The sequence below is a fragment of the Pseudomonas allokribbensis genome (genome assembly GCF_014863605.1).
GTDB classification, from domain to species: Bacteria; Pseudomonadota; Gammaproteobacteria; order Pseudomonadales; family Pseudomonadaceae; genus Aquipseudomonas; species Aquipseudomonas allokribbensis.
In genome coordinates this window covers 3,725,082-3,751,377 of record NZ_CP062252.1, presented here as the reverse complement: position 1 = coordinate 3,751,377, position 26,296 = coordinate 3,725,082, and the positions used below count along the sequence as shown (strand labels likewise).

The following is a 26,296-nucleotide window of genomic DNA, read 5'->3' as shown; positions in this document are numbered from 1 at the left end:
GATTCAAGACACCCCTCGTTTCCCACCGCGCCCTGATCGCGGCGGAGACGAACATCCTATAAATGATTCGAGGGGATTCAACCATGTTGCGTGCAGCAATCGCTGGTCTGGTACTGGCTTCGTTCACCTTGTCGGCCTCGGCCGAAACCATCCGCATTGCCATCGGCACCCAGGACACCACCATCAACTGCGCCGCCGGCGGCCTGTTGATTCGCGAGCTGGGCCTGCTCGACAAATACCTGCCTCACGACGGCGCCTACAAGGACGCCAAATACGACGTGCAGTGGAAGAATTTCACCAGCGGCGCGCCACTGACCAACGAGATGGTCGCCGGCAAACTCGACTTTGGCGCCATGGCCGATTTCCCGGGTGCGTTCAATGGTGTGGCGTTCGAAACCGCTGGCAAACACAGCCTGTTCATCAGCGTGTTGTCGGGCAGTATCAAGGGCAGCGGCAATGGCATCGTGGTGCCGAGCGCGTCTGGTGTGCAGTCGCTGAGCGAACTCAAGGGCAAGACCATTTCCGTACCGTTCGCCTCCACAGCTCATGGCATGTTGTTGCGCGCCGTGGCGGAGCAGGGCTGGGACCCGCTGAAGGATGTGAACATCATCGCCCAGCCGCCAGAGGTCGCAGGCTCGGCGTTGCAGGCCGGCAAGATCGACGCCCACGCTGATTTTGTACCGTTCGCCGAACTGTTCCCGAGTCGTGGTTTCGCCCGCAAGATCTACGACGGCGCCCAGGCCAATGCGCCGACCTTCCACGGTGCGCTGGTCGATCAGGCCTACGCCAAGAAGTACCCGGAAATCGTCGTCGCCTACCTGCGCGCAAGCATCGAAGCCAATCAGTTGCTGGCCGCCGAACCCGAGAAATACAGCGAGTTGATCGCCAAAGTCACCGGCGTCGATGCCGAGGTCAATTACCTGTTCCACGGCCCGCTCGGCGTGCAGACCCGCGACCTGAGCTGGAAACCGGAATATCGCCAGGCCGTGGGCACGGCCATCGACACGCTGAAGCTGCTGAAGAAGGCGGATCGCGGGCTCGACCTGAACACCTTTATCGATGACCAGTACATCCGCGCGGCATTCAAGGCCTCGAATCTGGATTACACCGCGCAACTGGCCAATTACGCGCAGACACCGTTGAAGTCTGTCGATGCGGTGACTGGGAAAGTTATTTCTGATTTCAGCCATGTTGCGGAAATCTGGGTGCGCGGTGAGGACAAGGTCCGGCGTTATGCCTCGGCTGAAGAGGCGTTTACCGCACTGGCCGGCCTGAAGTCAGAAGGCAAGAACATCCGCGCGGTGTATGCGCAGGCGAGTGACAGCGGGATCAAGTTGCTGGCGGAGCAGGCGTGGTTTGCCAGTGATGGGAAGGGGCGGTTGAGTGCGTTTTTGCTCAAAGGGCAGGCTCAGCAATACGCGTCGGTGCAGGGCGGAAAAGTCCTCGACTTCACCGACGCCACCGCGCAGGCCGTTGCCACCCGCTGATTTACAGATCGTTCCCACGCAGAGCGTGGGAACGATCAGAGGTGATATATGCTTTCACGCTGGATCCCCCGAGCCGCCTCACTGCTGCTCTGCCTGCTCTTCTGGCAACTCGCCGCCAGCCATCACTGGAACCTCGGCCTCGTCACCTTCGCCAACGTCCCAACCCCGCTGGCCGTCATCGAAGCCGCCCTCGGCCTGGGCGACTCCGGCAAGCTCATCCAGCACCTGAGCGCCAGCCTCGGCCGAGTCTTCGCTGGCTACCTCGCCGCGCTGGTGATCGGCATCGCCCTGGGCCTGGCCATCGGCCGCTCGAAATGGGCCGAAGACCTGCTGCTGCCTCCACTGGAAGTGCTGCGCCCAATCCCCGCCGTCGCATGGATTCCGCTGGCCATCCTGATGTTCCCGTCGTCGGAGCTGTCGATGGTGTTCATCACCTTCACCGGCGCGCTGTTCCCGATCCTGCTCAACACCGTGCATGGCGTCGAAGGTGTCGACCCGCGCCTGATCGCCTCGGCCAGAAGCCTCGGGGCCGGACGCCGGGCGATCCTGCTGGAAGTGATCCTGCCGGGCGCCGCGCCGAGCATCATCACCGGGTTGGCGATCGGCATGGGCACCTCATGGTTCTGTCTGGTGACCGCCGAAATGATCTCCGGCCAGTTCGGCATCGGTTACTACACCTGGGAGTCCTACACCATTCAGAACTACGCCGACATCGTGGTCGGCATGTTGCTGATCGGCGTGTTGGGCATGGGCAGCAGCCTGCTGATCAAACGCCTTGGCGGTCTGTTCACGCCCTGGCACCGACCGCGAGGAAAAGCCTGATGAGCGTGATGCAAACCCCGGAAGGGCGGATCGACATCCGCCAGTTATCCATCGTCCTCGGCGAGGGCCGGCAAGCGTTTGAAGCGGTGCAGGGGCTGGATTGCCAGATCGAACCCGGCCAGTTCGTGTGCATTCTTGGCCCGTCCGGTTGCGGCAAGTCGACTTTGCTCGGCGCGCTGGCCGGGCATCTGCAACCCCATGACGGGCAGTTGAAAGTCGACGGCGCCGAGGTGTCCGGCCCGTCGCCACAGCGCGGCATGGTGTTCCAGCATCACACCCTGTTCCCGTGGCGCACGGTGCGCGACAACGTCGCCTTCGGGCTGAAGATGCGCGGCATTGGCAAGACCGAACGCCATCGCGCCGCTGATGAAATCCTCAAACTGGTCGGCCTTGAAGGCTTCGCCGAACGCTGGCCGGATCAACTCTCCGGCGGCATGCAGCAACGGGTGGAAATCGCCCGGGTGCTGGTCAACCGGCCACGGCTGTTGCTGATGGATGAACCCTTCGGCGCGCTGGATGCGCTGACCCGACTGAACATGCAGGAACTGCTGCTGGACATCTGGACGCGGATTCGCACCACGGTGGTGTTCGTCACCCATGACATCGACGAAGCGCTGTTTCTCGCCGACCGCTTGTTGGTGATGAGCGCGCGACCAGGGCGGATCATCGAAGACCTGCGTCTGGACTTCCCCCGGCCACGCACCACCGAACTGGTCACCAGCAGCGAGTTTTCGCGCCTCAAGCGCCACTGCCTCGACCTGCTGCGCCACGACAACGACCGACCGCTGCCGCGCCTCAATCCGCTCGGTTTGCCTCCTGAAAACGCCTTGCCGAGATTTGCCCTGTGACCTCATTTTTTGCTGTGACCGATAACGACGACATTCTTGCCCTGCAACCGCGCCTGACTGCTGATGACGCCGGAGTGCGCCGGATTGCCCTGATCGACCTGGCCGACCTCGAAGAGCCGGACGGTCTGCTCTGGTTGGTCGAGCGTCTGGCCGAAGACCCGGCCGAAGAAGTGCGTGCCGAAGCGGCACGTCTATTGGAAGCCTGGGAAGACGAACCGGTGGTAGAAGCGCTGTGCCAGGCGCTGACGGATCCGTCGCCAGCGGTGCAAGCCGCTGCGGCGCAGAGCCTGAGCCTGCTCAAAACCGAAGCGGCGGGCAGGGTGATTCTGCCGTGGACCGCCCATGCCGAAACCGGCGTGCGGATTGCCGCGTTCCGGGCGTTGCGCGAGTTGCGCTTCCCCGGCGCCGCACCCGCCGCGATTCAAGCGTTGAGCGATGCCGACGCCAGTGTCCGTCGCGAAGCCGTCGGCGTGCTCGGTTGGCTCAAACAGCTGGATGCCTTGCCGGCGCTGGCACGTTTGGCCAGCAATGATCCGGACACCGAAGTACGTCGCGCCGCCACCGGCGCCTTGGGCCTGGCGAGTGGCGCTGACGTGCTGCCGGCCTTGCGTCAGGCCTTGCAGGACGAAGCCTGGCAAGTACGCGAAGAAGCCGCGACCACCCTCGGCAAGGTCGGCCACACCGACGCAGGCCCGGCGCTGATCGAAGCCTTGGCCGACGACTACTGGCAAGTGCGCCTGCGCGCCACTCGCAGCCTCGGCCGTTTGCGTTACGTGCCGGCCCTCGACGCCCTGATCGACACTCTCGGCCATCGCATCAGCAACCTGCGCAAGGAAGCCGCGCTGGCCCTCGGCGAACTGAATGATCGCGGGGCCGTGGCCGCGTTGCAGGCCGCGCAGGATGACGGCGACCCGGAAGTGCGCAAAGCGGTGCGAATTGCCTTGAGTCAGCTGCAATGAATCCGCTGGCGATCGGCAATTCCCAAAGTGAACACCGGTTGCGGCTGAGCTGGCCGGATGGCCGCGAGCAGTTGCTCGACCATGCCGAACTGCGCCGCCAGTGCCCGTGTTCGCAGTGCCGGGCGTTTCGCCTGCGAGGTTCGATTCCGCTGGTGGATGATCGAGTGCGTGTGATCGAGCTCAACCCCCAGGGTTACGGCCTGCAACTGGTGTTCAGCGATGGTCATCAGCGCGGGATCTACCCGTGGCAATACCTTGCGCAACTCTCGCCCTGAACTCACCGCAATCAACCGGGGCTCAGAAGGATTTGCTGACGCTGGCCACGACCGTCGCCGTGCACACATCCTTGAAGCCCCAGTTGCTCAGGCACTGGTTCTGCGACAGGTCAGTGTCGATGTAACTCAGGCCCAGCACCACGCCGGCCAGGTTGTGGGTCAGTTTGACTTCCCACTCCCGGTAGGACTCTTCGCTGTGACCGGATGCCGAATACATATGCGGGTCCTTGAAGTCCATGTTGCCGTAGCGCAGCTTCAGCCCGGAGTCGAACGGCAATTCGGTTTCATAGCCGATGTAGCTGTAGAGCGAACTCTGTTTGCTGTCGATGCCCGGCGCATCACTGGAGTAGTACGCCGCCAGCTTCACGCCGTAGACGCCGAGAATCCCGTAGACCTCGGTCTGATTGAACTGGCTTTCCCTGGGGTAGACGTAGCGAATGGTGCCGAGGTCCAGGCTCACCTGCTCGGTGGCCTGCCACAGCCAGCCGGCGTAGTAATCGACTTCCTGACGGGTTTTCAGGCCGCCGCCGAAATCGACGTTCGAACTCCACGCGCCGAGGTACAGGCCGCTGCTGTGGGCCAGGGTCAGACCGGCCTGCACGGCCGGGTCGTTCTGGGTCTGGGAGATGCCGCGAGTGCGGTAGTCGCTGGCCAGGGTCAGGTCGACCAGCACCGCGAAATCATCGTTCAAGGGGATCGCGTGGCTGCTCAAGGGCAGCAGGCTCAAGGAAGTGAGGGCGAGCAGGGGCATGGCTTTCATGTGAAGTCCCGATGTTGTGATTGTTATGGGCAGGAAGCGGGCAAGGCTGCGCCGGACCCCGGCGGCTGGCGCGGGGGCGGGCAGGGGGTACGGCGATTGTTATTAGAGGGTCGGTGCGTAGACCAGGCGGCCGGCGAACCAGGTTTGCAGAACCTGGGTGTCATGCAGGGCCTTGTCGTCGACGCTGAACACGTCGCGATCGAGCACGATGAAATCGGCCTGTTTGCCGGGGCTCAGGGAACCGATCTGTTGCTCCAGGCCGATGGTCCGCGCGGCGTTGACGGTGTAGGCGTAGAACATGGTTTCGCGGTCCAGGCGTTCGTCGGCGTTGAGCACGCCCAGCGGCCCGGTGCGGGTGATGGCCTGGGCCATGGCGTTCCACGGGTTCGGTGAGGACACCGGCCAGTCGCTGGCGCCGGCAATCGTCGCGCCTTGCTTGAGCAGCGAGTGCGCCGGGTATTGATAGCGGAAGGCGAGGGCGCTGACGTAAGGCTTGATCATGTCGGTGGTGTAGTCGTCGGCGCTGGCCCAGAGCAATTGCATCGAGGCAATCACGTTCAATGGCTTGAAGCGCGCAAACTCTTTCGGATTGACCATTTGCAGGTGGGTGATCGAGTGCGTCACGCCGCTTTGTCGATCCTTGCGCGCCTGGGCGATACCGTTGAGGGATTCGCGTACCGCGCGGTCGCCGATGGCGTGGATGTGCACCAGCCAGCCGCGCTGGTCGATGGCGCTGACCAGTTCGCCGAAGTGCTGCGGATCAATCAGCAGTTCGCCCTGTTTGTGGGAGTTGCTGTAGGGATCGATCATCGCGGCGCTCTGGGCCGGGTATTCGATCACGCCGTCAGCGAAGATCTTGATCCCCGGCAGCGTCAGGTTGGGGATGCCCTGGAACTGCTGGCGAACCTTGTCGAGGGTGTCGAGATCGGCCGGGACGCTTTTCGGGTTGGCCACCAGCAGCGCGGCGACGTGGGCGGTCATGCCACCGCTTTCCGACAGGGCTTTGTAGGCCGGCAGCACGCCGACAGTTTTCTCGGTGGGCTTGAGGGCGAACACCGGCTCGCCCGGCGCGGCGTTGGCGGCGGGGTCCATCCACGCCGTGATGCCGAGGCTGTTGTTGAAGCGCACCGCCGATTGCGCGGCCTTGAGCATATCGGCAGGGCTCGGCACCGGCATTTTCGAGGCGACGCGATCCCAACCGGCGTCGACCACAAAGCCGTTCGGCTCACCGCTGGCCAGTTTGCCAATGGTGTCTTTTTCCGCGTCCGGCAAGTTTTTCAGCAGTGCGGCGTCGATGCCCGCGCGCTTGAGCATGACGTTGTTGGCCCACGCCGTGTGGTGATCGCTGCCGGTGAACACCACGGGTACTTCAGCCCATTCGCCATGGTTGAAGATTTTGCCCAGGGCCTCAGCTTTGGCCCAGTACGCCGAACTCATGCCGGCCACGCTCAACACATCGCCATGCCGGGCCTTGCCGTCGTCACGCCAGCCGCGCAGGCGTTTCTCCAGTTCATCAAGACCGACCACGTCGTCTTCCATGTTCGCCGAGACCATTTCCAGCCCGCCGAAAATCGCGTGGGAATGGCTGTCGATCAGGCCGGGCATCAGCGTCTGGCCTTTGAGGTCGATCACTTGGGTGCCGGGCTCGATCAAGGCTTTGATCTGCGCATCGGTGCCGACTTTCAGCACCTTGCCGTTCTCCACGGCCAGCGCCTGAACCTTCGGCTGAGCACGGTCGGCGGTGAAAATCTTGCCGTTGAGCAGCACCAGATCGGTGGCGGCCATGGCTTCCATCGAGGCAAAACTCACAGCGGCGATCAAGACATTTTTGGTGAAAAGCGGGATGAATCTTTTCATTGAACATTTCCTTGTTATTGCGTCTGATGGCCAGATTAGTGGCTGTCAACGCCCGACAGAACGCCTCCCTCACGAAAAACGTTTTTGCCTGAATGGAAAAAGCATGGACAAGCTGGGTGCACTGAAAATGTTCGTGGTCACCGCGCAGCTCGGCAGTTTCAGCCGCGCTGCCGAGCAACTGGGCAAAACCCCGTCGGCCCTGACCAAAGCGGTCAATCATCTGGAGTCCGAACTTGGTGCGCGGCTCTTCGAGCGCAGCACGCGTCGGATTCTGCTGACCGAAATCGGCCGGCTCTATCTGGAAACCGCACGACAGGTGTTGCAGCGCCTCGATGAGGCCAGCGAGGAAATCGAGCAGTTGCAGCACGGCCTGCGCGGCAGCCTGAAAATCACCGCGCCGCTGGCTTACGGGCGGGCGTTTCTCGATCAGGTGTGTGACGGCTTTTTGCAGCAATACTCGCAGATCAGCCTGCAAGTGGATTTGTGCGACGAATTCGTCAATCTGCTGGAAAGCGGTTACGACCTGGCACTGCGCGAGGGGCATGACGACTTGCCGGGGCTGATTGCCCGGGTGGTCGGCAGCAATCGTCTGGCGCTGTGCGGCAGCCCCGAATACCTGGCGCGCAAGGGCTTGCCGGTCACGCCGCAAACCCTCGATCAACATGAATGGTTGCTGTACCGGCATCCGTTGCTCAGCCGCGAATTCTGGTGGGCCGAACGCGACGGCCAGCGCCTGAGCCTGGCGCAACCGGCGGCGCCGCTGTTGCGCAGCGACAATTACGATTTGCTGCTGGCCAGCGCTTTGGCTGGGCGCGGTTTGCTGCACACACCGCTGTGGAGCGCCGCGCCGTACATCGTTGACGGGCGACTGGTGCGGGTCATGGCCGATTACGAGATCGACCCGGACAGTTTCGGCCCGCACATCCTGGCGGTGTACCCGAGCCATCGGCGGGCGACGGCCAAGGTTGTGGCGTTCATTGATTACATTTCAGAGTTTCTCGCCGAACGCGGTTTGAGCTGACTGGCGGTGCTTGTCAGGAAATTCCCACAGGAGTACAAATGTACTCCATGACGACTCTGACTCCCCGCCGTACCGCCATCCTGACCTTTATCCGCGAACGCATCGCCGAACACGGTCAGCCCCCAAGCCTCGCTGAAATCAGCGAGGCTTTTGGTTTTGCCTCCCGCAGCGTGGCGCGCAAGCATGTGCTGGCGCTGACCGAAGCCGGGTTTATCGAGGTCAATCCGAATCAGGCCCGGGGCATTCGTTTGCTCGGGCAACCGGCGCGGCCGGAACTGCTCGAAGTCCCGGTGCTTGGCCGGGTGGCCGCCGGTGCGCCCATCGGCGCCGATGCCGACATCCACAATCGGCTGATGCTCGACCCCGCGCTGTTCTCCCGTACGCCCGACTACATGTTGCGGGTGCAGGGCGATTCGATGATCGAGGACGGCATTCTCGATGGCGATCTGGTCGGCGTGCGGCGCAACCCCGAGGCGCTCAACGGCCAGATCGTGGTGGCGCGGCTCGACGGTGAAGTCACCATCAAACGTTTCGAGCGGACCGGCGATGAGGTTCGCCTGTTGCCGCGCAACCCGGCGTACCAGCCGATTGTCGTGCGGGCCGATCAGGACCTGGCCATCGAAGGGGTGTTCTGCGGTCTGGTGAGGCAAGGCTGATGGGTGCCGTCGTCGCGCTGGATACGCTGTTCAATGGTGGCCAGGTCTGGAAGGGCCGGCCTGCGCCACCGGCCGCCAGCCCGCAACCCACCGGGCACGCGGCGCTGGATGCCGCCTTGCCCAGTGGCGGCTGGCCGGAAGCGGCGCTGAGCGAAATACTGCTGGCCGGGCCCGGTGTCGGCGAACTGCAACTGGTGTGGCCGACCCTGGCGCGGCTGTCGGCGGCGGGCGAGCGCATCGTGCTGGTGGCGCCGCCGTTCGTGCCGTATCCGCAGGCCTGGGCCAATGCCGGGGTCGATCTGCGGCAGTTGTCGGTGATCCAGGCCAGCGAGCGCGATGCGTTGTGGGCGGCGGAACAATGCCTGCGTTCGGGCAGTTGCGGTGCAGTGCTGTGCTGGCCGCACAAGGCCGATGACCGCGCCTTGCGCCGTTTGCAGGTAGCGGCGGAAACCGGCCAGACCCTGGCGTTCGCGTGGCGACCCTTGAGCGAAGCGGTCAATCCGTCGCCGGCCGCATTGCGCATTGCCATCGATGCCCGCCCGGCGCAATTGCGCGTACTCAAATGCCGGGGCGGGCTGGCGCGCAGCGCACCGATTGCCTTTACCGTGGGGCATTGAGGTCGCCATGCGCTGGGTTTGCATTCTGTTCCCGCAATTGGCCCTCGACGCCGTGCTGCGTCAGCGCCCCGATCCCGACCAACCGTTGGCGCTGCTCAGCGGCCCGGCCCAGCGCCGGGTGCTGCAAGCGGTCAATCCGGCGGCGCGGGCGCTGGGCTTGCGTCCGGGGCAGTCGATGACCGCCGCGCAGGCCATGAGCAAAGGTTTCGCCACCGTCGATTACGACGCGGCCGAGGTCGAGCACTGGCAGCAGTTTCTCGCGGCTTGGGCCTATCGTTTCAGCGCCCAGGTCAGCGTGCATTACCCGCGTACCGTGGTGTTCGAGATCGAATCGAGCCTCGGGCTGTTCGGTTCCTGGACGCAGTTCGAGGCGCGATTACGTACTGAGCTGACGGAGCTGGGCTTTCGTCACCGCATCGTTGCCGCGCCCAACCCAGTGGCGGCGCGGGTGTTGGCCAACGCCTATGACGGATTGGTGGTGCCCGACGGTGAAGCCCTGCGCCATCACCTCGGGCAACTGCCGGTTGACCGTGTCGGGCTTGAGCCGAGCGTGGCCACGGCGCTGTCGCGCATGGGCCTGCGCAACCTTCATCAGGTGCAGAGCCTGCCGCGTCAGGCATTGGCCCGGCGTTTCGAGGCGCCGATGCTCAAGCATCTGGACACGCTGTTCGGCGCACGGCCGCTTGCGCTGGCGTTCTACCTGCCGCCGGATCGCTTCGATGTGCGCATCGAACTCAATTTCGACGTGCAGTCTCATCAGGCGCTGCTGTTCCCGTTGCGCCGCCTGACGGGCGATCTGTCGGCGTTTCTGTGCGGGCGCGACAGCGGCGTGCAGCGCTTCGATCTGCACCTGGAACACGCCGGGTTGCCGGACACTCTGATCAAGGTCGGCCTGCTCAGCGCCGAGCGCGATCCGGCGATGCTCTTCGAGCTGGCCCGTGGTCGATTGGAGCAGGTGCAGGTCGAAGCCCCGGTACGCGGTTTTCGTCTGCGCGCCGAGGATCTGCCGAGTTTCGTGCCGCAGTTTCAGGAACTGTTCGACGACCGCCCGCAGCAGACCTTGCCCTGGGAGCAACTGCGCGAACGCCTGCGTGCGCGGCTGGGGGATGAAGCGGTGCAGGGCCTGCGCTTCCAGGCCGATCATCGACCGGAGTGCGCGTGGCAGAGCGCCGATGACAAACAGCGTTGCGCTGCGTTGCCGGGCGTGCAGCGTCCGGGCTGGTTGCTGGGCGAGCCGCAGACCGTGCCCGAAGGTTCGGCGCGCATCCTCATGGGGCCGGAACGTATCGAGTCCGGCTGGTGGGACGGTGACGACGTGCGCCGCGACTATTACCTGATCCAGAACCGCGCCGGCCAGCAAGGCTGGGCGTACCGGGCGGTGGGTGAGGGCGGTCCCTTGTGGCTGCAGGGCTGGTTCGCGTGAACCAGGGTTATGCCGAGCTGCACTGCCTGTCGAACTTCAGTTTCCAGCGCGGCGCCTCCAGTGCGCTGGAGTTGTTCCAACGGGCGAAAAAACACGGCTATCAGGCGCTGGCGATCACCGATGAGTGCACCCTCGCCGGAATTGTCCGTGCCTGGCAGGCGGCCAAGTCCGTGGAGCTGCCGCTGATCATCGGCAGCGAAATCCGCATCGAGAACGGCCCGAAACTGGTGTTGCTGGTAGAAAACATCGAGGGTTATCAGGCGCTGTGCGGCTTGATTACCCAGGCTCGACGGCGTACGCAGAAAGGCCAGTATCAAGTGCTGCGCGAGGACTTCAGCGAACCGTTGCCGGGGTTGCTGGTGTTGTGGGTGCCGGAGGCGGTCGACGACGTGGAAGAGGGCCGCTGGCTGAAACAGACCTTCGGCGAACGTTTGTGGCTGGCGGTGCAGTTGCATCGCGGGCAGAACGATCAACAGCGGCTGGCCGCGCTGCTGAGTCTGGCGGGTGAGTTGCAGATTCCAGCGGTGGCCAGCGGTGATGTGCACATGCATGCCCGTGGCCGCCGTGCCTTGCAGGACACCATGACTGCGATCCGTCATCACGTCCCGGTGGCTGAGGCCGGGTTGCGTCTGCATCCCAATGGCGAGCGGCATTTGCGCAGTCTCGACGCATTGAGCGAGTTGTATCCGCAGACCTTGCTGGACGAATCGGTGAGGCTGGCCCGCCGCTGCACGTTCGACCTCGGCCAGTTGCGCTATCAATACCCCAAAGAGCTGGTGCCCGAGGAACACGACGCCAGTTCCTGGCTGCGTCATTTGACCGAGCAAGGCATCGCCTGGCGCTGGCCACAAGGCGCGCAACCCAAGGTGCTCAAACAGATCGACGATGAGCTGGAGCTGATCGCCGAACTCGGTTACGAAAGCTACTTCCTCACCGTGCACGACGTGGTGCGTTACGCCCGGGAGCAGAAAATCCTCTGCCAGGGCCGAGGTTCGGCAGCCAACTCGGCGGTGTGTTTTGCCTTGGGCATCACCGAGATCGACCCGGATCGCACCACGCTGCTGTTCGAGCGCTTCATGTCGAGGGAGCGCAACGAACCGCCGGACATCGACGTGGATTTCGAACACGAGCGCCGGGAAGAAGTCCTGCAATACGTGTTCCGTCGTTATGGCCGCCGTCGTGCGGCGCTGACGGCGGTGGTCAGCACCTATCACGCCGCCGGCGCGGTGCGCGATGTGGCCAAGGCGCTGGGCCTGCCGCCGGACCAGATCAATGCGCTGGCCGACTGCTGCGGCCACTGGAGCGATGAAACGCCGCCCGTGGAACGCCTGCGCGAAAGTGGCTTCGACCCGGACAGTCCGATCCTGCACCGGGTGCTGAGCCTGACCGGGCAACTGATCGGCTTCCCCCGGCACCTGTCGCAGCACCCCGGCGGTTTCGTGATTTCCGAGCAACCGCTGGACACGCTGGTGCCGGTGGAAAACGCCGCCATGGCCGACCGCACGATCATCCAGTGGGACAAGGACGACCTCGATGCGGTCGGGCTGCTCAAGGTAGATATCCTCGCCCTCGGCATGCTCAGTGCGATCCGCCGTTGTTTCGACCTGCTGCGTCGCCATCGCCATCAGGATCTGAGCCTGGCCACCATCCCGCCTGACGATCGCCCGACCTACGACATGATCAGCCGCGCCGACACCATCGGCGTGTTCCAGATCGAGTCCCGGGCGCAGATGTCGATGCTGCCGCGCCTGCGCCCACAGAACTTCTACGACCTGGTGATCGAGGTGGCCATCGTCCGGCCGGGGCCGATCCAGGGCGGGATGGTGCATCCGTACCTGCGCCGCCGAAACAAGGAGGAAAAGGCAACCTATCCGTCACCGGAGCTGGAAGTGGTGCTCAAGCGCACCCTCGGCGTGCCGCTGTTTCAGGAGCAGGTGATGCAGATCGCCATTGTCGCCGCCGACTACAGCCCCGGCGAGGCCGATCAGTTGCGCCGCTCCATGGCCGCGTGGAAGCGCCATGGCGGGCTGGAACCGCACAAGGAGCGGCTGGCTGCCGGCATGAAGAAAAACGGCTACACCCCGGAATTCGCCGCGCAGATCTTCGAACAGATCAAAGGCTTCGGCAGTTACGGTTTTCCCGAGTCCCACGCCGCCAGTTTTGCCTTGTTGACCTATGCCAGTTGCTGGCTCAAGTGCCACGAACCGGCGGCGTTTGCCTGTGCGCTGATCAACAGCTGGCCGATGGGTTTCTACAGCCCGGATCAGATTCTCCAGGATGCGCGCCGCCATCATTTGCAGATCCGCCCGGTGGACGTGCGCGCCAGTGACTGGGATTGCAGTCTGGAGCCGATTGCCGGCGAGCAACCGGCGATTCGCATGGGCTTGCGCATGATCAAGGGTTTTCGCGAGGAAGATGCGCGGAACATTGAAAACGCTAGGGCGAGGGGCGCGTTTGCCGATGTCGCCGATCTGGGCGAGCGGGCCGGGCTCGACAGTCGGGCTCAGGCGTTGCTGGCGGACTCAGGAGCGCTGCGGGGGCTGGCCGGTCACCGCCATCGGGCGCGCTGGGAAGTGGCCGGGGTGCAGAAACAGCTCGGGTTGTTTGCCGGGTTGCCGAGTCAGGAAGAGCCGGATGTGCTGCTGCCGACGCCGAGTGTCAGCGAAGATTTGTTCACCGATTACGCCACGTTGGGCACCACGCTGGGGCCGCACCCGCTGACGTTGTTGCGCGATGAGTTGCGGGCACGACGCTGTCGCAGTTCCCGGGAGTTGCTGGAGGTCGAGCACGGGCGACCGGTCAGCGTGGCGGGGCTGGTGACCGGCCGCCAACGACCGGCCACCGCCAGCGGCGTGACCTTCGTGACGCTGGAGGACGAATTCGGCAACGTCAACGTGGTGGTCTGGCGCGATCTGGCCGAGCGCCAGCGTCAGGTGCTGGTGGGCTCGCAACTGCTCAAGGTCGATGGCCGCTGGGAGCGTGAAGGCGAAGTCCGGCATCTGATTGCCGGACGCTTGAGTGACCTCAGCCCGTTGCTCAACGGCATTCGGGTGCAAAGCCGCGATTTCCACTGACAACCTCTGAACCTGTGTTGATCGTTAGTGATCGTTCCCACGCTCTGCGTGGGAACGCCGCCATGGACGCTCCGCGTCCACTGTGACGCAGAGCGTCACGGGATGCATTCCCACGCGGAGCGTGGGAACGATCGGCAACTGACGGCTGCTGGCCGATACGAAAGCCAATTCGCTGACGTCAAAAAAACCTGTCTTCACTGATGGCACTTTGGCATAATGCGCGCCCTTTCCCGATCCCCCACGATTTTTGCCGTGCCGGGACACATCATTTTTCAGAAGGAATGCACAGTGAGAATGATCTCCCGGATGTTGGTCTCGGGCGTTGCGATTGCCGTCCTCGGCACCCTGGCCGGCTCGCTTTCCGGTTGCGCCACCGAAAGCTCCCGCGCACTGCCGGTGGCCAAGGTGGAAAGCGCCTCTCAGGCCTGGTCCGGTGTCCGTATCCCGATGGCCGTGGGCAAGTTCGACAACCGTTCGAGCTACATGCGCGGGATCTTCTCCGACGGCGTTGACCGCCTCGGCGGTCAGGCCAAGACCATCCTGATCACTCACCTGCAGCAGACCAACCGTTTCTCCGTACTCGATCGCGACAACATGGGCGAAATCCAGCAGGAAGCGGCGATCAAGGGGCAGGCCCAGCGTCTGAAAGGCGCCGATTACGTGGTCACCGGTGACGTCACCGAGTTCGGCCGCAAAGAGACCGGCGATCATCAACTGTTCGGCATTCTCGGCCGTGGCAAGACCCAGGTCGCCTACGCCAAGGTCAACCTGAACATCGTCAACATCAGCACGTCCGAAGTGGTGTATTCGACCCAGGGCGCCGGCGAATACGCCTTGTCCAACCGCGAAATCATCGGCTTCGGCGGCACTGCTGCCTACGACTCCACCCTCAACGGCAAAGTCCTCGATCTGGCCATGCGCGAGGCGATCAATCGCCTGGTCGATGGCATGAACGCCGGTGCCTGGAAACCGGGCAACTGATAGACGCCCAACGCAAGGAGCAACACACCATGAATCTGTCCCTGTCCCGGCCGTTGATGGCCATGACACTGGCTGCCAGCGCGTTGCTGGCCGGTTGCAGCAGCCCGCAAACCCTGTACCAGTGGGAAGGCTACCAGCCACAAGTCTACGAATACTTCAAAAGCGAAACGCCGAAAGAGGCCCAGGCCGAAGCGCTGGAAGCCGATCTGCAAAAGATCCGCGCCAGTGGCAAGCCCGTACCGCCGGGTTACCACGCACACCTCGGTCTGCTGTACCTGAGCATGGGCAAGGACGATCAGATGGTGCAGCAACTGCGCACCGAAAAGACCCTGTTCCCCGAGTCCGGCACGTACATGGATTTTCTGCTTAAAAACGCCAAGACCGGGGACGCCAAATGATCGCGCGCGCCCTGAAACTGCTGGCCGCGGGCCTGGCGCTGACCGTTCTCGGCGGCTGCGTTGCCCCGAAGGCCGTGGACTATTCGGCGTACAAGCAAGCGCGCCCGAAATCCATACTGGTGCTGCCACCGCTGAACACCTCGCCGGACGTCAAGGCGTCCTACAGCCTGTTGTCGCAAGTGACGTTCCCGCTGGCCGAAGCCGGTTACTACGTATTGCCGATCACGCTGGTCGACGAGACGTTCCGCCAGAACGGCCTGACCACGCCGGATGACATCCATCAGGCGCCGGCCAACAAACTGCACGAAATCTTCGGCGCCGACGCGGCGCTGTACATCACCGTCAGTGAGTACGGCACACGCTACATGGTGATCAGCAGCGAAACCGCTGTCACCGCCAGCGCCAAACTGGTCGACCTGAAAACCGGCACCACCCTGTGGACCGGTTCGGCCCGGGCGTCGAGCGAAGAGGGCGGCAACAACAGTGGCGGCGGCCTGATCGGCGCACTGATCACCGCTGCGGTGAAACAGATCGTCAACAGCTCCACCGATGCCGGCTACCCGATTGCCGGTGTGGCCAGCAATCGTCTGCTGTCGGCCGGTCATCCGGCAGGCCTGCTGTACGGGCCACGGTCGCCGAAGTACGGCACTGACTGATCGACCTGTAACGGCGGCCCACCTCGGTGAGCCGCCGTTTTATTTGGCGGGCCAGAACCGCTCGCCACCCCCCGGCGCCTCCGTCCACGCTTGCAACGAGCGGGTCGGCAAATCGAAGTAATCCCGGGTCCGTGCATAACCATGGCCGCCCATGCGCCCGATCGCATCCAGCCCCAGTTGATCGATGTACAGGGTTTTCGGGTCGATCAACTCGTCGCGCACATGCGCCATCAACACCTCGCCAAAAATGATCTCCCGCGACTGACCGATGTTCAGTGCCATCATCCGCCGACACTCCAGCGCCACTGGTGCTTCGCCGATGCGTGGGCATTTGACCGAAGTGCCGGGGATCGCCGTCAGGCCCGCAGCGGTCAACTCATCGAAGCCCGGCGCGAACGGCACGGCGCAGACGTTCATGGCTTCCACCAGCGCATCGTTGACGATGTTGACGGTGAATTCCTGGTTCATCTGGATATTGCGGGTGGTGTCCTTGGGGCTCTGGTCGCCGTAGTTCTCCACGCCGAGCGCGAGAATGGGCGGGTCCGCCGACAGCGCATTGAAGAAGCTGAACGGCGCCGCATTGACCCGGCCTTCGCCGTCGATGGTGGTGACCAGGGCAATCGGGCGCGGCACCACGCTGCCGATCAGAATCTTGTATTTTTCCCGTGGGCTCAGTTGGCTGAAATCGAAGCTGTGCATGGCAGTTTTCTCTAAAGAAGTGGATCGATGGCGCTCAAGGGCGCTTCGGCGCTGTAGTCATCGGCGAACGGAATGGCCGGCTGGAACAGGGTTTTCCAGTCCGGTCGGCCAAAGGCCCGGTCGCTGTGGCTGCGCATCAGTTTTTCGTATTGGCGTTGGGCCTGGCGTTGCAGAGTGGGGTAATCGACGCCGTTGACCTGACCGTCGTGCATCACGCAACGACCGTCGATGTAGCTGGCAATGCAGTCGTCGCCGCGCCCGGCCAGCAGCAGGTTTTTCAGTGGGTCGAACAACGGGCCCAGATGCAGGCCGCGCAGGCTGAATACGGTGATGTCGGCCTTGGCGCCCTGCGCCAGCCGACCGAGGTCGTCACGGCCCAACGCCTTGGCGCCGCCAAGGGTGGCGGTGTTGTACAGATCGAGGCTGCTTGTCAGCGCCGAGCCGCCCTCCATCAGCCGTGCGATGTTCAAACCGTGGCGCATGTTTGCCAGCAAGTCCGCCGGCCAGGTGTCGGTGCCGAGGGCGAAATTGATGCCCTTGGCGCGATAACGTCCGAACGAATTCAGTGCCTCGCCGTCGCGGGCGAACACCAGTGGGCAGTGCACCAGACTGGCACCGCCATCAATGACCCGCTGCAAATCGTCATCGCCCGAGGTGTAGATGCCGTGGGGCAACAGGCTGCGCGGGTTGAGCAAATCCAGTTGCTGCAACCAGCCCAGCGGCGTGGTGCCGCGCAACTGCTCGACCATCGCCACTTCGCCGGGCGCCTGACAGCAATGCAGACGCATCGGTGCGTTCAGTTCGCGGCTCAGGGCGGAGGTGCGCTGAAGCAGCGCCGGGGTGCAGGTCTGGATGCGATCCGGCAGCAGCGCACCGCGAATCAGCCCGGCGTGTGCACTATCAAAATCCTTGAAAAACCGTTCAGCCGCGTCCAGTCCAGCCAGGCCCCGCGCCTCATCCCAGTGATGGGCGAGGGTGCCGTCGGCGCGCCAGTAACTCATGCCGCTCATGTAGCAGGGGCCGAGATAGGTGCGCAGCCCGAGTTCGCTCGCCACGTCGGCGACAGCGGCGAACTCGTCGTAGGTTTCCGCCCATTCGCGGTAGTACATCGAGGTGATCGGCATCGCCGTGGTGATGCCGTTGCGGATCAACTGGGTGAAGGCGTAGCGGTATTTGAAGACCTCTTCTTCCGGACTGAACGACTCACGCGGGCCGGCCGCCAGATACTCTGCCGACCACATCCGGCCCATGCTGCGTTCGTCGCCGTTGTCCAGGGTCAGTACCGTGGAATCGAGATCGCCGAGGGCGTCGAGGTCTATGAAGCCGGGACCGATCAGCGCATTGCCGTAATCGATCCACTGATCCACCGGCCCTTGATAACCGCGCCCGACAAACTCGATCCGCGAGCCGGCAAACACCACTTCTCCGTCACGCCACAGCACATGCTGCGTGCCGTCGAAACCGACAACGCAACTGGCCTTCAGGCCGATCCGATTCACAGACGGCTGCCCAGCAAGCGACCGCCGCTGGCGATCAATTCGCCGCCGCGATAGACCTGACGCACAGGGCGCGAAACGACCGCTTCACCGAGCGTCTCGACCGGCATCAGCAGAAAGTCCGCCGGCCGGCCGATGGCGAAACCGTAATCCTCGATCCCCAATGCGCGCGCACCGTTGACTGTCGCCGCTTCGAACGCCGCTGCCAATTCATCGTCCTTGCCCAGATCGAAACGGAACGCCAGCAACATCGCCCGTTCGAGCATGTCGCCATTGCCCATCGGCGACCACGCATCGCGAATGCCATCGGAGCCCAGGCACACGTTGACCCCGGTCTCGCGCAGCGCCAGAAACGGCGGAACGGCGCAGTCGGCCGGCGCCGAACTCATCAGCGAAATGCCCAGCGCGGCGAGGCGTTCGGCGACGGGTTTGACCTGGCTCCACGGCAGCATGCCGAGGCAATAGGCGTGGCTGATCATCACCCGGTTCTGCAGGTTGAAACGCTCGGTGTAATCGGCGATCCGGGCGATCTGCCACAGGCCCAGTTCTCCTTTGTCGTGCAGGTGAATGTCGACGCCACGCTGGAATTCACTGGCCAGTTTGAACACGAAATCCAGTTGCGCGATCGGGTCGTTGTCGATGCCGCACGGGTCGAGCCCGCCGACGTTTTCCACGCCCAGGGCCATGGCTTCGCGCATCAGCTCGGCGGTGCCGGGGCGGCTGATCAGGCCGGTTTGCGGGAACACCACCAGTTGCAGGTCGATCAGGTCGCTGTAGGTTTCGCGCAGTTGTTGCATGGCTTCGACGTGACGCAGGCCGAATTCCGGGTCGATGTCGACATGGCAACGCATCGTCAGCGAACCCCGGGCGATGCAGTTTTCCAGCAGGGCGCCGGCGCGTTCGGCAATCGGCGCTTTCACTTCGCGCAGGACGCGGCGCTCGTTGCTGATGTAGTCCTTGAGCGTCGGGCCGGCGCTGTTCGGGCGCCAGGGCTGGCCGTACAGGGTCTTGTCGAGGTGGACGTGGCTTTCCACCAACGGCGCGGTGAGCAACTGGTTCTGGCCGTCGATGTCGGTGGCGGCCAGCGGGGTGCTGGAGGCCGGGCGGCGTTGGCTGAACCGGCCGTTTTCGATCAGCAGGTCTTCGGCGGGGGCGCCGTAGGGGCGGATGTTTCTGAGCCAGCGGGGGTGGGACATTTCATACCTCTGTTTCTATGTTGTCTGGGTGGGCCTCATCGCTGGCATGCCAGCGATGGCCGCGCCACCGGTTCAAGTCAGGCAATCAACCCTTAAGCTTCGACCAGATCCGATCCTGCAGCTCCCGCGCCTTGTTGCTGCATTCCTTCTCCGGCCGCAGGCGCGAGGCGTATTCCTCGGGCATGTTGATCGCGTCCATGACCTTCCATTTCGCATCCAGCAACTGATCGCTCTGAATCCCGTTGGCATAGGCAATCGCGTTGGACACGGCCGCCGCGTTTTCCGGTTTCATCATCCAGTCGATGAAGATCTTCGCGTTGCCCGGATGCGGGGCGCTTTTCGGTACGGCGAAGTTGTCCTGGAACATCGCCAGGCCTTCTTTCGGATACACGTATTTGATCGTGCTCTTCTGCAACGTGGCGCGGGCCGTCGAGCCGTTCCAGTTCTGCATCATGATCACTTCGCCCGAGGCCATGCGGTCGACGGTGTTGTCGGAGCTGTACATCTTCAAAAACGGTTTCTGCTTTTGCAGCAGTTCGAGGATGCGTTTGGCGTCCTGCGGGTTTTCCGTGCATTCGTCGACATTCAGGTAATGGCTGGCGGCGTTGATCACGCTGCTGGAGGTGTCGAGGGCGGCGAGCTGGCCTTGCAGTTCCTTGCGCGGTTCGAAGAACTCTTTCCACGAATCGTCGAGTTTGCCGCCGGGTACGCGGGCGCTGTCATAGGAAAAACCGGTGGTGCCCCACAGGTACGGAGCCGAGAACTTGCGCCCCGGGTCGAAGCTCGGATCGCGGAACGGGCCTTTGACGTACTGGAAGTTGCTCAAGGTCGGGGTGTCGATTTCCAGCAGCAGATCCTGTTTGATCAGCGTCTGCATGATCGACTGCGACGGCACGATCACGTCATACGCGGCGCCGCCGGCCTGCAACTTGGCGAGCAGGGTTTCGTTGCTGTCGTAGCCGTCCATGGTGACCTTGATGCCGGTCTCTTTTTCGAACTTGGCCAGCAGATCGACAGGGTAGTAATCGGTCCAGTTGTAGAAGAACAACTCCTTGGGCTCGGCGGCGTGGGCGCCGAACGCGGTGAAACAACTCAGGGCCAGACCGGATACTGCCAGACGCATGTTTTTCAATTTCATGAGAGCGCTCCAGGTTTATTGTTGTTTGCCGCGTTGGCCGAGCCAGAAGGCCAGCACCACGAGCACGATGGAAATCACCAGCATCAGGGTCGAAATCGCGTTGATCTCAGGTGTTACGCCAGCCTTGATCGCCGAGAAGATGTACACCGGCAACGTGGTCGAACCGGGGCCGGCGACGAAGAAGGTCATGATGAAATCGTCGAGGCTGACCACGAACGCCAGCACCGAACCGGACAACACCGCCGGCCACAGCAGCGGCAAGGTCACGCGGCGGAACACTTGCCACGGGTTGGCGTACAGATCGTTGGCGGCCTCGAGCAGGCTCTTGTCCAGATCGTTGAGCCGTGCGCGGATCGGCAGGTAGGCAAACGGAATGCAGAAGCCGATGTGCGCGACGATCACCGTCATCAGGCCGAGCTTGATCCCCAGCGCCATGAACAGCAGCAGGGTGGCCACGGCGGTGACGATTTCCGGCAGGATCAGCGGCAGGTTGATCCCGCCCTCGACCATTTTCTGCCCGTAGAACGGCCGGTATGTCGCCAGTGCTGCGAGCAGCGCAATCGCCGTGGCGCACACGGTGGCGATGGTCGCGACGATGATCGAATTCAGCGCCGCCGTCTGGATCGACGGGTTGGCCAGGATCCGCCCGTACCAGGCAAACGAGAACTCGGTCCACACCGTCGCCGAGCGGTTGGCGTTGAAGCTGTAGGCGATCAACACCAGGATCGGTACGTACAGATAGGCAAGGATCAGCAGGCTGATTTCCCGGGTCGCCGGGAGTTTCTTCAGGTGCAGAGAGATCATGCTTTCGCTCCCCGATTCAGGGTTTTCGCCGAGCTGCGGCTGTAGAGGGCGTAGAGCACCAGTGACAGCAGCAGAATCCCCAGCAACAGGAACGACAGCGAACTGCCCAGCGGCCAGTTGCGCGCGGTGCCGAATTGCTGCTGGATCAGGTTGCCGATCATCAAAGTCTTGCCGCCGCCGAGGATCGCCGGGGTGATGAAGGCGCCGAGGCTCGGCACGAACACCAGCAACGCACCGGCAATCACGCCGGGCATCGACAGCGGCAGGATGATCCGGCGCAGCGCATGCCAGCGATTGGCGCCCAGGTCATAGGCGGCCTCCACCAGACGCCAGTCGAGTTTTTCCAGGGTCGAGTAGATCGGCAGGATCATGAACGGCAGGAAGCTGTAGACCAGACCCACGCTGACGGCGAAGTCGTTGTAGAGCAGGGTGATGCCGCCGGCGCTCGGGAACAGCGCGTTGAGGCTTTGGGCGACCCAGCCCTGTTCGCGCAGGATGATCAGCCACGCGTAGTTGCGGATCAGCAGGTTGGTCCAGAACGGAATGGTGATGAGCAACACCATCAGGTTGCGTCGGCGCGGGGTCAGGCTCGACATCCATAACGCCACCGGAAACCCGAACAAAAAGCACAACACCGTGGTGCCACCGGCCTGGAACACCGAGCGCAGCAGCGCCTGGGCGTAGACCCAGTTCAGCTCCAGTTCGCCGTCGAAACCTTCCTGGAAAAACAGCTGCACGTAACTCTGCAGTTGCCATTGGGCCTGCCAGTCGACGCCGCCGTAGGTGTTGCGCGGCAGCAGGCTGATGTAGCCCATGATCCCCAGCGGAATGGCGATCAGGGCGAGCAGGGTCAACACCACCGGGCTGAGCAACAGCGCGCGGTTGAGGGAGGGGGAAGTGCTGCTGACGCTCATCTCAGGCCTCCATCAACAGGCAGGCCTGGGGCGGCAGGTGCACCGCCACGCGCTCGCCGACCGCCCGACCACGGTTCAGGCCTTCGTTGTTTTCCCGCAGCATGACTTTGATGTCGTTGTTCAAACGGCACTGGTACAGGGTCGCGGTGCCGACATACAGCACGGCCTCGATCACGCCGCGCAGATGATGCGGCTGGTCCGCCGTGACCAGTTGCGAACGCTCGGGACGAAACGCCAGTTGCACGCTGCTGCCATTGACGCCTTGCGGCGGGCAGGGGATTTCCACCGGCATGCCGTTGGGCACGAAAATGTTTTCGTTGTGCTCGCCGCGCTTGAGCTGTCCGGGAAGGAAATTGATGTCGCCAATGAACTGGGCGACGAAACGGTGCTGCGGGCGTTCATAGATGTCGGTCGGGGTGCCGATCTGCAGGATCTTGCCGGCGGACATCACCGCAATCCGGTCGGACAGGGTCAGGGCTTCTTCCTGATCGTGGGTGACGAAGATGAAGGTGATCCCGGCTTCTTGCTGCACGCGCTTGAGTTCGACCTGCATTTCCTTGCGCAGCTTCAAGTCCAGCGCCGACAGCGGCTCGTCGAGCAACAGCACTTTCGGTTTCGGCGCCAGGGCCCGGGCCAGCGCCACGCGCTGCTGCTGGCCGCCGGACAATTCCGCCGGTTTACGTCCGGCCAGGTGCTCCATCTGCACCAGCGCGAGCATCTCGTCGACCCGTCCGGGGATCGTCTTGCGATCAAGACCCTGCATCTCGAGGCCGAAGGCGATATTCTGCGCGACACTCATGTGCGGAAACAGCGCGTAACTCTGGAACACCGTGTTGACCCGACGCTTGAACGGCGGCAGGTGGTTCACCGTTTCGCCCGCCAGACGGATCTCGCCGTCGCTGACGTGTTCGAAACCGGCGATGGTGCGCAACAAGGTGGTTTTGCCACAGCCCGAGGGGCCGAGCAGGGTGAAGAACTCGTTGTCGGCGATGTTCACCGACACGTTGTCGAGGGCCGGCGCGAGGCCAGGATCATCAGAGTACCGTTTGGAGACATTACGCACTTCAATTGCTATTGGTTGACCCATAATGGTGCAATCCTCTAATTATTGTATGCAATATCTGAATGCGATTCAGAAATACCCGGATTAATCTGCGGGTGCAACCCCCTTTTTCCCTGGCTGACGCTCTTGTAGGGATCGCGCCGGGAACCGTTGCCCGCACTGAAGGAGTTTTCAAATGACCGAGAAGAAACTGGAAACCACGGTCGACCGCGTCTACCAAGGGGTTTACGAGGCGATCAGCAAGCGTTCGCTGCGTCCGGGAATGAAACTGGGCGAAGCGTCGCTGGCGGAATTGTTCAATGTCAGCCGCACGTCGGTTCGGGCGGCGCTCAAGCAATTGGAGGCCGACGGCCTGGTCACCACCGAGCCCAATAAAGGTGCGTCGGTGTCGCTGCCCAGCGATGAAGAGATCCGTTCGCTGTTCGAAACCCGGCGCCTGATCGAAATCGGCATCGTCACCGAGCTGTGCCGACGCAAGGACTCCGCCGCGATGCAGGACCTGCGCGAGCACCTGCTGCTGGAAGACGAGGCCCATGCGGCCGGTGACCACGAACGGCTGATTCACCTGCTTGGCGAGTTCCACATCAAACTGGCCCGCAGCCTCAACAACCCGGTGTTGCTCGACTGGTTCCAGAAGCTGATTTCCCGCGCCTCGCTGTACGCCGCCGCGCTGGATGACGACAGCCACGAAGCCTGCCGCGACGACGAGCATCTGCGCCTGATCGAGTACATCGAGGCCGGCAATCAGAGCGCCGCCATCGAGCTGACCTGCATGCACCTGGACGGCATTCAGAAGGCGATTCTCGACGTCGCTGCGAAGCTCAAGACCGGCTACCACCCGCTCAAACACCTGATCGAAGTCTGAGCGCCGGCCGCCAGTGAAATCGGCTATACCTCTATGAAACCATCGCTGCCCGATGCGCTCGAAACAGACGGGCGCCACGTCATCGGGCGTAGCGATCGAGCGAACCAACCACAAGGCGTTGAAGCAGTCGATGCAGTTTTTATCCGATAGCCACGGGTGTGACGGCTGGCAGGGCGAGATGGCCGGACGCATCCGCGCCTTTGACTGGAGCGGGACCGACCTGGGTCCCCTCGAAACCTGGCCGGCCAGCCTGTGCAGCACGGTGCAGTTGATGCTTGCCTCGCCGTTGCCGATGGTCATGCTCTGGGGCCATGCCGGCTACATGATCTACAACGACGCCTACTCGCGGTTCGCCGGCGGACGGCACCCTTATCTGTTGGGTGTGCCGGTGGAACTGGGCTGGCCGGAAGTCGCCGAGTTCAACCGGCATGTGGTCGACACCTGTCTGGCGGGCGGCACGCTTGAATATCGCAACAAAGTACTGGTGCTGTTGCGCGACGGCGTGCCCGAGGATGTCTGGCTCGACCTTTATTACAGCCCGGTGGCCAACGATGCCGGGGTGCCTTCGGGGGTGATGGCGATGGTGGTGGAAACCACCGAACTGGTGCTGTCCGAGCGTCTGCGCCAGGCCGCCGAAGACGCTTATCGCGCCGACAACGAACGGGTTCGACTGGCGCTGAATGCCGGGGCACTGCTCGGCTCGTTTGTCTGGGACGTGCGTAACAACGTGCTGTCCGCCGACGAGCGATTCGCCCGCACCTTTTCCTTTCCGCCGGACCAGGACCTGACCAACCTGCCGCAGCACATTGCCGAAGCGCACATTCATCCCGATGACCGCAGTTGGGTGCAGGAATGTGTCGAAAACTCGGTGCGTACCGGTGAACCGTACAACGCCGAATACCGCGTATTGCGCGCCGATGGCACTCATCTGTGGGTGCTGGCCAGCGGCGGTTGCGAATTCGATGAGCAGGGCCAGGCATTTCGATTCCCCGGTGTGTTGATCGACATTCATGAACGCAAGACCGCTGAAGAATCCCTGCTCAAATTCACCCGCAACCTCGAACAGCGTGTGGCCGATGAGGTTGAGGCGCGCCTGAGTGCCGAAGAGCAATTGCGCCAGTCGCAGAAGCTCGAAGCCATCGGCGGCCTGACCGGTGGCGTGGCCCACGACTTCAACAACCTGCTGCAAGTGATCGCCGGCAACCTGCACCTGCTGGCCCGTCACGAACCGAACAATGCCAACGTGCAACGCCGGGTCAGCGCCTCGCTGGCAGCGGTGGAGCGCGGCGCCAAGCTGTCCTCGCAGCTGCTCGCGTTTGCCCGCCGCCAGCCGCTGTCGCCGGCGGTGTGTGATCCGCGGCAGATATTCGAAGGCGTCGGCGAGCTGCTGCAACGGGCGTTGGGCGAAACCATCCAGATCGATGTGCAGTTGCCCGAGGAACCGTGGCACATCAACGTCGACCGCAACCAACTGGAAAACGCCATTCTCAATCTGGCGATCAATGCCCGGGACGCCATGAAAGGCGAGGGCACCATCGTGCTCGGGGCCGCCAACACCTCGCTCGACCGGGCGTTCTGCGCCGGCAAGGGCATCGTGCCGGGGGATTTTGTGCGGGTATCGGTCAGCGACAGCGGCGTGGGCATTGCGCCGCACATGCTGGAGCAGGTCTTCGAACCGTTCTTCACCACCAAGGCCGATGGCCAGGGCACGGGCCTCGGATTGAGCATGGTGTTCGGGTTCGTCAAACAGAGCGGCGGGCATGTCGAGATCGACAGCCAGGTCGGCGAGGGCACGCGGGTGCAGTTGTATTTCCCGCGCAGCCTGCGGCCGCTGATCGATGAGGCGCCCGGTGTGCGTCGTCAGCAGGCGGGCGGCAACGAAACCATTCTGGTGGTCGAGGACAACGAAGCGGTGCGTACTTCGGCGGTCGAATTGCTGCGTGAAGAAGGCTACCGCGTGCTGGTCGCCGGCAATGGCGACACGGCGATGCAGATGTTGCTGGAGGGCGCCCGGGTCAACCTGATCTTTACCGATGTGGTCATGCCCGGGCTGATCAAGAGCTCCGACCTGGCGGCGTGGGCCAAGGTGCAGATGCCGCCGGTGGCCGTGCTGTTCACGTCGGGACATACCCGGGACATCATCTCGCGCAATCACCAGCTCAGCCCCGACACCCATTTGCTCGGCAAACCTTACGGGCCTGAGGCGTTGTTGCAGATGATCCGTGCGGTGTTGAGTACCTGACTGTCGCGGATCAACGAAGGGCGACGAACGGGCACCGCTGGTCTG

General features: G+C 63.2%; 24 protein-coding genes. 15 read left to right on the top strand and 9 right to left on the bottom strand.

The features are described 5' to 3' along the window. Positions 1–83: 83 nt before the first annotated feature. Genes IF199_RS16990 through IF199_RS16970 form a run of 5 tightly spaced genes read left to right on the top strand, consistent with a single transcriptional unit; the run spans position 84 to position 4,391 of the window. A complete protein-coding gene (locus tag IF199_RS16990) occupies positions 84–1,487 on the top strand; it encodes an ABC transporter substrate-binding protein (RefSeq protein WP_192558180.1) in 1,404 nt (467 codons plus the stop codon). A gap of 48 nt (positions 1,488–1,535) precedes the next feature. Beyond that, complete coding sequence (locus tag IF199_RS16985) at positions 1,536–2,309, top strand: ABC transporter permease (RefSeq protein WP_192558179.1); 774 nt, start codon at positions 1,536–1,538, stop codon at positions 2,307–2,309. After that, the gene (locus tag IF199_RS16980; RefSeq protein ID WP_192558178.1) at positions 2,309–3,157 is read left to right on the top strand and encodes an ABC transporter ATP-binding protein; all 849 of its coding nucleotides are present in this window, start codon (positions 2,309–2,311) and stop codon (positions 3,155–3,157) included. Before IF199_RS16985 ends, IF199_RS16980 begins: the two co-directional genes overlap by 1 nt. Continuing rightward, the gene (locus IF199_RS16975; RefSeq protein ID WP_192558177.1) at positions 3,154–4,116 is read left to right on the top strand and encodes a HEAT repeat domain-containing protein; all 963 of its coding nucleotides are present in this window, start codon (positions 3,154–3,156) and stop codon (positions 4,114–4,116) included. Before IF199_RS16980 ends, IF199_RS16975 begins: the two co-directional genes overlap by 4 nt. Further along, positions 4,113–4,391, top strand: a complete 279-nt coding sequence (locus IF199_RS16970) for a DUF971 domain-containing protein (protein ID WP_192558176.1) — start codon at positions 4,113–4,115, stop codon at positions 4,389–4,391. The genes IF199_RS16975 and IF199_RS16970 overlap by 4 nt, the downstream gene beginning before the upstream one ends. A 22-nt stretch (positions 4,392–4,413) precedes the next feature. On the opposite strand, the gene IF199_RS16965 is transcribed toward IF199_RS16970, so the two are convergent. Next, on the bottom strand, positions 4,414–5,151 hold the full coding sequence (locus IF199_RS16965; RefSeq protein ID WP_192558175.1) for a TorF family putative porin: 738 nt from the start codon (positions 5,149–5,151) through the stop codon (positions 4,414–4,416). 102 nt (positions 5,152–5,253) lie between these two features. Continuing rightward, on the bottom strand, positions 5,254–7,008 hold the full coding sequence (locus IF199_RS16960; RefSeq protein WP_192558174.1) for an amidohydrolase: 1,755 nt from the start codon (positions 7,006–7,008) through the stop codon (positions 5,254–5,256). A gap of 103 nt (positions 7,009–7,111) precedes the next feature. Between IF199_RS16960 and IF199_RS16955 the strand changes: the two genes are divergently transcribed. The 8 genes from IF199_RS16955 to IF199_RS16920 all read left to right on the top strand — a co-directional run bounded on the left by IF199_RS16955 (position 7,112) and on the right by IF199_RS16920 (position 15,834). Further along, entirely contained in the window at positions 7,112–8,029 is a 918-nt protein-coding gene (locus IF199_RS16955) for a LysR family transcriptional regulator (RefSeq protein ID WP_192558173.1), read from the top strand. A 38-nt stretch (positions 8,030–8,067) separates the two neighbouring features. After that, complete coding sequence (gene lexA, locus IF199_RS16950; RefSeq protein WP_192558172.1) at positions 8,068–8,685, top strand: transcriptional repressor LexA; 618 nt, start codon at positions 8,068–8,070, stop codon at positions 8,683–8,685. Further along, the gene (gene imuA / locus IF199_RS16945; RefSeq protein ID WP_011334534.1) at positions 8,685–9,302 is read left to right on the top strand and encodes a translesion DNA synthesis-associated protein ImuA; all 618 of its coding nucleotides are present in this window, start codon (positions 8,685–8,687) and stop codon (positions 9,300–9,302) included. Before lexA ends, imuA begins: the two co-directional genes overlap by 1 nt. 7 nt (positions 9,303–9,309) lie before the next feature. Further along, positions 9,310–10,725 carry a Y-family DNA polymerase gene (locus IF199_RS16940; RefSeq protein WP_192558171.1) on the top strand — a complete coding sequence of 472 codons (1,416 nt, stop codon included), beginning with the start codon at positions 9,310–9,312 and terminating at the stop codon, positions 10,723–10,725. Beyond that, positions 10,701–13,799 carry an error-prone DNA polymerase gene (locus IF199_RS16935; RefSeq protein WP_208491896.1) on the top strand — a complete coding sequence of 1,033 codons (3,099 nt, stop codon included), beginning with the start codon at positions 10,701–10,703 and terminating at the stop codon, positions 13,797–13,799. The genes IF199_RS16940 and IF199_RS16935 overlap by 25 nt, the downstream gene beginning before the upstream one ends. A 294-nt stretch (positions 13,800–14,093) precedes the next feature. Beyond that, the gene (locus IF199_RS16930; RefSeq protein WP_162130490.1) at positions 14,094–14,780 is read left to right on the top strand and encodes a CsgG/HfaB family protein; all 687 of its coding nucleotides are present in this window, start codon (positions 14,094–14,096) and stop codon (positions 14,778–14,780) included. A 29-nt stretch (positions 14,781–14,809) separates the two neighbouring features. Next, positions 14,810–15,178 carry a DUF4810 domain-containing protein gene (locus IF199_RS16925; RefSeq protein ID WP_192558170.1) on the top strand — a complete coding sequence of 123 codons (369 nt, stop codon included), beginning with the start codon at positions 14,810–14,812 and terminating at the stop codon, positions 15,176–15,178. Then, positions 15,175–15,834, top strand: a complete 660-nt coding sequence (locus IF199_RS16920; RefSeq protein WP_102621786.1) for a DUF799 domain-containing protein — start codon at positions 15,175–15,177, stop codon at positions 15,832–15,834. The genes IF199_RS16925 and IF199_RS16920 overlap by 4 nt, the downstream gene beginning before the upstream one ends. 39 nt (positions 15,835–15,873) lie before the next feature. Here IF199_RS16920 and IF199_RS16915 read toward each other — a convergent pair whose 3' ends face one another. From IF199_RS16915 to IF199_RS16885, 7 genes are all read right to left on the bottom strand, one after another. Continuing rightward, positions 15,874–16,533 carry a flavin reductase family protein gene (locus tag IF199_RS16915; protein ID WP_085730718.1) on the bottom strand — a complete coding sequence of 220 codons (660 nt, stop codon included), beginning with the start codon at positions 16,531–16,533 and terminating at the stop codon, positions 15,874–15,876. Positions 16,534–16,544: 11 nt separating this feature from the next. After that, entirely contained in the window at positions 16,545–18,032 is a 1,488-nt protein-coding gene (locus IF199_RS16910) for an amidohydrolase family protein (RefSeq protein WP_192558169.1), read from the bottom strand. Further along, positions 18,029–19,225, bottom strand: coding sequence for an amidohydrolase family protein (locus IF199_RS16905; protein ID WP_192558168.1), 1,197 nt, complete (start codon positions 19,223–19,225; stop codon positions 18,029–18,031). Before IF199_RS16905 ends, IF199_RS16910 begins: the two co-directional genes overlap by 4 nt. 85 nt (positions 19,226–19,310) lie before the next feature. Beyond that, positions 19,311–20,363 (bottom strand): extracellular solute-binding protein, encoded by a 1,053-nt coding sequence (locus tag IF199_RS16900; RefSeq protein ID WP_096819986.1) that lies wholly within the window; start codon positions 20,361–20,363, stop codon positions 19,311–19,313. 15 nt (positions 20,364–20,378) lie between these two features. Continuing rightward, positions 20,379–21,167, bottom strand: coding sequence for an ABC transporter permease (locus IF199_RS16895; RefSeq protein WP_064597101.1), 789 nt, complete (start codon positions 21,165–21,167; stop codon positions 20,379–20,381). Further along, positions 21,164–22,081: an ABC transporter permease gene (locus IF199_RS16890; protein WP_192558167.1), complete on the bottom strand. Its 918-nt coding sequence runs from the start codon at positions 22,079–22,081 to the stop codon at positions 21,164–21,166. Before IF199_RS16890 ends, IF199_RS16895 begins: the two co-directional genes overlap by 4 nt. 1 nt (position 22,082) lies before the next feature. Next, positions 22,083–23,168, bottom strand: coding sequence for an ABC transporter ATP-binding protein (locus IF199_RS16885; protein WP_096819984.1), 1,086 nt, complete (start codon positions 23,166–23,168; stop codon positions 22,083–22,085). A 151-nt stretch (positions 23,169–23,319) separates the two neighbouring features. Between IF199_RS16885 and IF199_RS16880 the strand changes: the two genes are divergently transcribed. Then, complete coding sequence (locus IF199_RS16880; RefSeq protein ID WP_096819983.1) at positions 23,320–24,009, top strand: GntR family transcriptional regulator; 690 nt, start codon at positions 23,320–23,322, stop codon at positions 24,007–24,009. A 130-nt stretch (positions 24,010–24,139) separates the two neighbouring features. Continuing rightward, positions 24,140–26,251, top strand: a complete 2,112-nt coding sequence (locus tag IF199_RS16875) for a PAS domain-containing hybrid sensor histidine kinase/response regulator (protein WP_192558166.1) — start codon at positions 24,140–24,142, stop codon at positions 26,249–26,251. The last annotated feature ends 45 nt before the right edge of the window (positions 26,252–26,296 follow it).